Here is a 1,283-nt window from a genome sequence, read left to right as displayed (position 1 = left end):
GAGACGTTGCGATCGCACTTTTTCCGCCGCCAATTCTTCTTCCGCCCGCCGCGCCCTTTGTTCGGACTCTTCGGCTTGCTGCTGTGCTGCTTGGGCTTGTTGGTGTAACTCTACAGAGGTCAAAAAACGACGACCATCGGGATAGTACAACTCTAAACCCGTTGACGGAAATTCAAAGCTAATCTGGAGGCGAGGACTCACCCAACCAGACATTTCCTCAATCATGGCTAACTCCCCGTCCCTATGCAACCATCCCGCCAAATCCAAACGTTCCGGGTCATATATATAATATTCTTCCACCCCGTAACGCTCATAAAACTTGAATTTCCGGTTCATCTCCGCTAAACGATTCCCTGGTGAGAGAATTTCAAACACTACTTGGGGCGCTATATTATCCTCCTCCCATTGTCGATAGGAACCTCGATGACCTTTCGGCCTGCCTATGGCTACCATGGCATCGGGGGCTTGACGGGTTTTATTGTCCCCTTCCACGGGATACCAGAGTAAATCCCCAGCCACAAACACATCGGGACGATTGGCGAACAAAATTTCTAAGTTCTCTTTAATTACCACAATCCACTGGAATTGCTGGGTATTTTCTGCCATCGGTTGTCCGTCACTATCGGGATAAATTACGGTTTGGGAAACTTGCTGAACCATAGTAATTTTCTCATCTTGGATGAGTCGGGCTAATCTCTGAAGCTATTTTGTAGTATAGCAGTTTTCGATTGAGGCGGTCTCATGTTACTTGGCTAAGATAGGGGTTGGCTGGAATATTTATCAACCTAATTTGGTTGGGTTTCGCCCAGGGCTGCACCCAACCTACAGCTATAAGGCTTAGGTATAGTGGCGGATATTTTGACAACGCTTTCCTAGCCATACCATTGTTAGATATACTATTATCATAATTCCGGGCATAATTGTCAAAGTTTGAGACTAGCGGCGCAGATGCACAAATAGAAAATAAAGCATTCCAGGAAACCAAGATAAAGACAGGGTTTGAATGGGTCGATCGCGCCAGATTAGATGGTCAATCGCTTGGCGATCGCAGTATTTTCAAACATCAATGGGAGAGGATCAAGATTATTATCGACTATTATTCATGCTTTCATCCCCCAAGTCTAGGGCTGAGGTGCATAGTACACTTTTTATATAAATTTGGCTTCAACTGTGAAATTACCGAGTTATAATAGTCTCATGACTTAATGAAACCCTAGCGTGGATAATTATTTTCTATCTTATTCCCAAACTTTCACCAATAAAAACCCCGACCTAGGGAATTG

General features: G+C 44.7%; 1 protein-coding gene. It reads right to left on the bottom strand.

What is annotated here, in order from left to right; genetic code table 11:
- Positions 1-660 (bottom strand): Uma2 family endonuclease (locus P5674_RS24840; RefSeq protein ID WP_315670403.1); only part of this gene is annotated, 660 nt, incomplete at its 3' end.
- Positions 661-1,283 lie beyond the last annotated feature (623 nt).

Origin of the sequence: Limnospira sp. PMC 289.06, assembly GCF_032350395.1 — a bacterium.
GTDB classification, from domain to species: Bacteria; Cyanobacteriota; Cyanobacteriia; order Cyanobacteriales; family Microcoleaceae; genus Limnospira; species Limnospira platensis.
The sequence above is the reverse complement of the archived record's forward strand: the minus strand, read 5'-3'. Positions and strand labels throughout refer to the sequence as shown.